This is a genomic window from Bradyrhizobium sp. (assembly GCF_030697065.1).
Classification (GTDB): Bacteria; Pseudomonadota; Alphaproteobacteria; order Rhizobiales; family Xanthobacteraceae; genus Bradyrhizobium.
On sequence record NZ_JAUYQU010000320.1, the window covers coordinates 22,484 to 28,984 of the forward strand.

Consider the following 6,501-nt stretch of genomic DNA (forward strand, 5'->3'; position numbering starts at 1 on the left):
CCGGCACGGCCGCATGCATTGATTCAGATCAATGAAAGCGACGGCCGCGCTCGGCCATTCTTGCGCATGCTTCTTCCGAAGGATGCTGCAATGCCCCTGGATTCGATTCTGGTTTCTGTCGCTGTGGTTGCCATGTTTGCGGTCTTTGCCGGCGTGTTGTGGTGGGGCGATACCCAGGCTTAATCGCGGCTTGGCGTCCCCTGGCCGGCCATCGCTCCGCGCCTTCGTGCACGGCGCCAGCGCTCCGCCGCGACCGCCATCAGCCCGACCGCGAGTGCGACCGCCATCGCCGTGGCCCAAAATCGTCCTCCGGGCCGATCAATGGTACGCGACCACAGCGACGGCGTCTCGCCCGGCCGGGCGAGTCGAAACGCGACCAGACTGTCGCCGATCGAGGTGCCGGATTCGGAATGGCCGCCGGCGCCGATCGCGACATATTGCTCGCCCTTCCAGAGGTAGGTCATGGGATTGGCGACGCCGGGGACCGGCAACCTGCCCTGCCAGAGTTCGGCGCCCGATTTGGCATCGAACGCGCGCAGATAGGCGTCCATCGCGCCGGTGAAGACCAGACCGCCGGCGGTGATGGCGACGCCGTTGACCAGCGGCGTGCCGAAGTTGAAAGCGATCCCGAGCGGCGCGCGGTCTTCCGCCGTGCCGACCGACGTCTGCCAGAGAATTTTCCCCGCCTTCAGATCAACCGCCATCGTGACGCCCCAGGGCGGCTTGTTGCAGGGCAGGCCCAACGGCGAGGTTAGCAGCGAACGCGTCATCGCAAACGGCGCGCCGCGCTGCTGTCCGAAATCATGGCCCGGCATCGGCTTGAATCCTGCCGCATCGCTGCGCGGAATCAGCTTGACGAAATGCGCGGCACGGCTGGTGTTGGCATAGAGGATCTGGTTGACCGGATCGAAGGCAACGCCGCCCCAGTTCACGCCGCCGCCGGTCATCGGAAAAACCACCGTCCCCTGGGTCGAGGGCGGCGTGTAGAGGCCGTCATTGCGCGCCGCCGCGAGCTGGTCGCGGCAGGCCGCGCGATCCCTGAACGGAATGAGGCCGAACATGTCGTCCGGCGAAATCCGTTGCGGCAGCAGCGCCGGCAAATGGGTGGGAAACGGCTGCGTCGGCGACAATTGCTCGCCTTCCGCACCGCCTTGCGGCACGGGGCGCTCCTCGACCGGCCAGACCGGCTTGCCGGTATCGCGGTCCAGCACGAACACAAGACCCTGCTTGGTCGGCTGGATCACGACGTCGCGCATGCCCTCCCCGGCGTCGATCCGCGCCAGCGTCGGCTGCGCCGGCACGTCGTAATCCCAGACGTCGTGATGCACCGTCTGGAACGACCACACCAGTTCGCCGGTCTCGGCCCGCAGCGCGACCACTGAATTGGCGTGCTCGTTGTTGCCGGGCCGCTGGCCGCCCCAGAAATCCGGGCTCGGCGACGAGGTCGGCAGGAACACCAGCCCGCGGTCCTCGTCGGCCGACATCGGCGCCCAGACATTGGCATGGCCCGCGACGATGCCGTCATGGACCAGCGGATCGAAACTCCAGCGCGGCCGTCCGGTCCTCGCATCGAAGGCGCGCACCGTGCCGGGCGGGGCTTCGACGCGGCGATTATCGGAGATCGCGGAGCCGACAATGACGACGCCGCGGCTCACCACCGGCGCCGACGTGATCTGGAATTCGCCCGGCCAGTCCAGCGATCCGGTGTCGAGCCTGACCGCACCGCCGGTGCCGAAATCGGCGCAGGGAATGCCGGTGCGGGCATCGAGCGCAATCACGCGGGCGTCGTTGGTGCCCATGAACACCCGGGCGCGGCAGGCCGCATTCGCCGCAAGCTGATCGTCGACCCACCAGGCCACACCGCGGCAGTTGTAGCGGTTGGCCGGCCGCTGACCGGTGCTGATCATGGGGTCGTAGCGCCACTTTGGCGCGCCGCTGCCGGGATCGAGCGCGATCACTTCGTTGAACGGCGAACAGAAGATCAGGCTGTCCTCGACCAGCAGCGGCGTCGCCTGGAATTTCGTCCGCGCCATCGCGGCGGGCGCGCGGCGCTCGATATCCCCGGTCCGAAATTCCCACGCCCGCACCAGATTGTCGACATTGGCCGGCGTGATCCGGGCGAGCGGCGAATACCGCATGCCGCCGCGATCACCGCCCCAATGTTCCCATGCCGTCGCCGGCGCATCAGCAAGCATGAGGAAGGCAAGCAGCGTCAGAAATCGTGGCATGGCCCCAACTGCAGCCCGGTCATTGCTCAGGGATCAATGACGCGGGCGAACATCCGTTGCAAGGCCAACCTCAGTAGCCGCCCCTCGACCGGCCCTGGTAACTGCCGCCTCGGTCACCATAACTGCCGCCACGGCCGTAGCTGCCGCCGATACCGATACCAATCCGGGGTCCGGGCGCCGGCTCGTAATAGCGCACCGGCGGACGGCGGATGATCACGACGTCGTCTTCGACGTAACGCCTCGGCGGCGCACGGTCGACGCGCTTTGGCGGAACCGGCTCGACCCGCTTCGGCGGAACGGGCTCGACGCGCTTCTTCGGCGGCGTATCGGCCTTCTTCAGCGGCACGATCGGCGTGGTGCAGGGACAGGTCGGGCCGAGCGAAGCGTTGGTCGGCTGGGGCAGCCCGCCGGCCGCGCCTGTCGGCGGCGCACCCAGCGCATTCGCCGCGCCGCCACCCGTTGCGACCGCCGCGACGAAATTCGGACGATTGCGCAGCCGCTCTTCCAGCTTGCGCGCGGTCGGGGTGAGGTCGCTGTCCGGAAACCGCGCGATGAAGGCGCTGTAGCCGGCCGCGGTGTTCAGGATCACCGCCTCGTTCCAGGCCTTCATGCGGCGGTGACGTACCAGCCAGTCGCGCGCCTGCAGCCCCAGCGGTGTTTGCGCGTAGAGCGTCGCGAAGGCGTCATAGGCCTCGTCGCTGCCGTCGGCGATGATCAATTCATTGGCGGCCTCGACCGGCTTGCCTTTCAGGTCGCGCTTCCACTCGTCGACGGTTTTCTTGACGGCGGCGAGCTTGGGACCGGCAACGGGGGGACCGATGAACCTGAAATCGTCGGTCAGCGAGGAACTGTCCCACGGCGTCTGCCGCCCCTCGGTCACCTTGTTGACCGCGACGCGCACGCGCTTGAAGGTATCCTCGATCGACAGCCCCGGCTCCTTGGCCGCCGCGAGCAGCGCCGTGGTGTAGGGACTGTTGGCGCCGCTGCCGTCCTCGGCTTCGGCGCCCGGCGAGGTCGAAAACGACATGAAGGTGCCGGGAGCGCCGGTCTTGGCGTCGACGATGGCGAGCCCCCGCGCGGCGGTCTTGCTGATATCGGGGAACGGATTGTTGCGGCAGGAATCCAGCAGCAGGATGCGGGTCTTGCTCGGCACCGAGTTCAGCGTGTTCAGGATGTCGTTGAGGCGCACCGCCTGCAGCGGGATATCGGTTTCCCGCTTCGGATCGACGTCGACCGGCACCAGATAGTTCTCGCCGTCGATCTGCAGCCCGTGGCCGGCATAGAACACCAGCGCGACGGTATCGGGACCTTTCGCAGCCACCATGGCCGCGAAGTCGCCGACCTTGGCGCGCAGCTCGTTCTGCGACAGATCGGCCGCCGTCAACACCTCGAAGCCGGACTCGGTCAGCATCTGTGACACCGCCTTGGCGTCATTGGCCGGGTTGGGCAGTGGAACCACGGCGCGGTAGTTCGACTGGCCGATCACGAGCGCCACGCGGTTTTCGGCAAGGGCTGCGTGCGAGCCGAGCAGGATTCCCGCGGCGAGAACCGTATGGCGCAAAATGGAACCGATCATGGCGAACCTCCGAGCTGTCAAATTGGTCAGTCGTATCGGCGCCGAGGTTCAAACCCGGATCCCGAATACCTCTCCGTTCTGCTTACTTTGATTTCCTGGCGGGTTCCCCGGCCGCGCGACGCCCCACGGATCGTATTTTTCCCTCGATTCGGGAATCCGCTCCAGCGCGGCCTTGTAGGCATTCTCGTCGACGACCGGTTTTTTCTCTTCGGCCTTGGTGGTCTCCTGCCTCGGCCGGTTGGCCTGGGCGTGCGCAGGCATGACCGGCAAGGTCATCATCGCCATTGCCGCCATAGGGATATTCATCGCCCGGTCCCCTTTCGTCTTCCCCAACCTACCCTGCCGGGGGATCATGTTAAACCCCGTTGGGGTGGTGGATCCAGGTACAGGGTTTCAGCAAGTGTTGATGCGGCAACGAAATTGGCCTTAATTGTCAGCGCTGATGCGTGAAAAACGGTTCACGGGCCACCGCGACCCGCACACAAGAGGCTATCGTCGCTACACCGCGAGGTCCGGGGCGCGGGCTGGACTCCCTGCGTCAGAGCAGAGTTGGCCCCGGTCCAGGGAAACCGCCGGGCGCCGAGACCTGTCACGTCGTCATCAGCGACAACACCATCACCGACCGGGCGGCGCGCCGAGCCCGACGACACCTGCGCATCGGAGACTCTCGAGCCGATCAGCTGCCTGCTGGAAGGTGATGTCGCGTCGACCCGTCGGGATCAGTGCCCTCGCAACGGGGGAACACTTCGGGAATGGCTGATTGCCTGGGACGCAGCGAGCCACTCCGCCTTGGCCTTGCGTATCAGCAGCTTCACGATCTCGTTTCGAATCTCGGGGATCGGCGCCAGCCCGATCACATCATCGGCCTGACGCAGAATCTGGTCTTTCGCCACGGCGGGCAATTGTCCCCAGCACAGTACGACGGCTGCGCCAAGATGCTGGAAGATCAATTCATCGGACGGGCGATCTGACAGGGTCGACATGGAGTCTCCTTGGGTGTGCGATGGGACGCTATCAAAACAGATCACGACACCTTCGGACGCAGCGCGAACGGCATTCTCGCACCGACGCGACGTCGGCGTCAGGCGGCCCGGATCGTGGCGAAGAACCCTTCGACACTGCTGCGCAGCAGCTCCGATTGCTGCGAGAGTTCGTTGGCGGAAGACAGCAATTGCGTCGCGGTCAGACGGGTTTCGCTCGCGGCCCGGCTGACACCGCCGATGTTGCTCGATACATCCTGTGTACCTCGGGAAGCTTCCTGAATGTTGCGCGCGATCTCGGCCGTGGCCATACCCTGCTGCTCGACGGCCGCAGCGATCGCCGTTGCAATCTCGTTGACCGACCCGATCGTTGTTCCGATATCCTCGATCGAACTCACCGATTGCCCGGTTGCGGTCTGGATCGCGAGAATCTGCTGGCTGATTTCGTCGGTCGCCTTCGCGGTCTGTTCGGCCAGAGCCTTGACCTCCGAGGCGACCACGGCGAAGCCCCTGCCCGCATCGCCGGCGCGCGCAGCCTCGATGGTGGCATTCAACGCCAGCAGGTTGGTTTGTCCCGCGATATTGTTGATGAGCTCGACGACCGCTCCGATCCGCTGCGCCGCTGTAGCCAGGCCCTGCATGCGCGCGCTGGACTGGCCGGCCTGCTCGACTGCCTTGCCCGTCATCCGTGCCGACTCCGTAACCTGTCGGCCAATCTCCCTGACGGATGAAGTCAGTTGCTCCGTGGCCGACGCCACCGCCTGCACATTCGCGGATGCCTCCTCCGAGGCCGCGGCTACCGCGGTCGATTGCCGGGTCGATTGTTCGGCGTTGGCAGCGAGTGCATTGGCGGCGTTCTGCAGATTGGCCGCCGAATCTACGATAATATTCAGCACGACATTCATCCGACCGTCGAAACCCCCGATCGCGGCGGTAATCCTGTCTTGTTGCTCCTGACGCTGCGCCAACATCGCTTCCTGATAGACCGAGATCGCGATATCCATGTCCAGCAGGACCGCACAATTCAGCGCGGCAAGCACCTTTGAAAGATGAGCTGGCTTCCAGCGATACCGGCGAACCGCGAGTCCCACGAGCTGACTCAGCACAAAATTATACCCGCCGATATACCAGCGCGGCTCCAGCCCGATCTTGTTGTGGATCAGACCGATCGTGCGCACCCCCTGCATGTATTCATGATCGAAACGACCATTGAACAGGCGCGCCCAGTGCGACCGCTGCGACGCCTTGAGGCGGGGAATGTCATCGCCGATCAGCCGCGCAAGTTGCGGCTCCCTCGAAACATGCTGATAAAAGCCTTCGAGCATCTCAGGCAGCGCCGGTTCGACAACCTTCCAGAGCTCGCGCAACAGTTCACCGGTCGTGGGATCGATGCGCATGAAGCGCATCCGGGTTTCGCGATCCTGACTTCCCTCGGCCACGATTGCCTGCGCCATAAATATTTCCCCCTGAAGAGAATGTATGATTATTTTCTTGGACGCATGCTTCTCGAAAAACGCGAGACCACCGGATTGGACAATTCGATATATTCACCGTGAAAAGGCTAAATCGATTCTTGAAAAAACTCCGAGTGCCAAAACTTGATCCAGATTGTTGACCTGAGTTAAGGCCAGAACACGTGACGCCACCCCTTCAAGTTGCAGGCCGTTACACGCTATTCTTTTGTTAGATCATGCGCGGCCAGCGATTGAATGGCGTC

At 64.5% G+C, this 6,501-nt stretch carries 5 protein-coding genes; all 5 read right to left on the reverse strand.

Annotation, left to right across the window (positions count from 1 at the left end):
- Positions 1-179: 179 nt before the first annotated feature.
- Positions 180-2,228: a pyrroloquinoline quinone-dependent dehydrogenase gene (locus Q8R73_RS25170; RefSeq protein WP_305722252.1), complete on the reverse strand. Its 2,049-nt coding sequence runs from the start codon at positions 2,226-2,228 to the stop codon at positions 180-182.
- A 70-nt stretch (positions 2,229-2,298) separates the two neighbouring features.
- Positions 2,299-3,804: a caspase domain-containing protein gene (locus tag Q8R73_RS25175; protein ID WP_305722253.1), complete on the reverse strand. Its 1,506-nt coding sequence runs from the start codon at positions 3,802-3,804 to the stop codon at positions 2,299-2,301.
- Between the two features lie 48 nt (positions 3,805-3,852).
- Positions 3,853-4,098, reverse strand: a complete 246-nt coding sequence (locus tag Q8R73_RS25180) for a hypothetical protein (protein WP_371126172.1) — start codon at positions 4,096-4,098, stop codon at positions 3,853-3,855.
- A gap of 425 nt (positions 4,099-4,523) precedes the next feature.
- Entirely contained in the window at positions 4,524-4,787 is a 264-nt protein-coding gene (locus Q8R73_RS25185) for a hypothetical protein (protein WP_305722254.1), read from the reverse strand.
- Positions 4,788-4,885: 98 nt separating this feature from the next.
- On the reverse strand, positions 4,886-6,238 hold the full coding sequence (locus tag Q8R73_RS25190) for a globin-coupled sensor protein (RefSeq protein ID WP_305722255.1): 1,353 nt from the start codon (positions 6,236-6,238) through the stop codon (positions 4,886-4,888).
- Positions 6,239-6,501 lie beyond the last annotated feature (263 nt).

Excerpts from the sequence above, each read along its gene's own strand:
- Q8R73_RS25170 (WP_305722252.1), bottom strand. The coding sequence starts at position 2,228 with ATGCCACGATTTCTGACGCTGCTTGCCTTCCTCATGCTTGCTGATGCG.
- Q8R73_RS25185 (WP_305722254.1), bottom strand. The coding sequence starts at position 4,787 with ATGTCGACCCTGTCAGATCGCCCGTCCGATGAATTGATCTTCCAGCAT.
- Q8R73_RS25190 (WP_305722255.1), bottom strand. The coding sequence starts at position 6,238 with ATGGCGCAGGCAATCGTGGCCGAGGGAAGTCAGGATCGCGAAACCCGG.
- Q8R73_RS25175 (WP_305722253.1), bottom strand. The coding sequence starts at position 3,804 with ATGATCGGTTCCATTTTGCGCCATACGGTTCTCGCCGCGGGAATCCTG.
- Q8R73_RS25180 (WP_371126172.1), bottom strand. The coding sequence starts at position 4,098 with ATGGCGGCAATGGCGATGATGACCTTGCCGGTCATGCCTGCGCACGCC.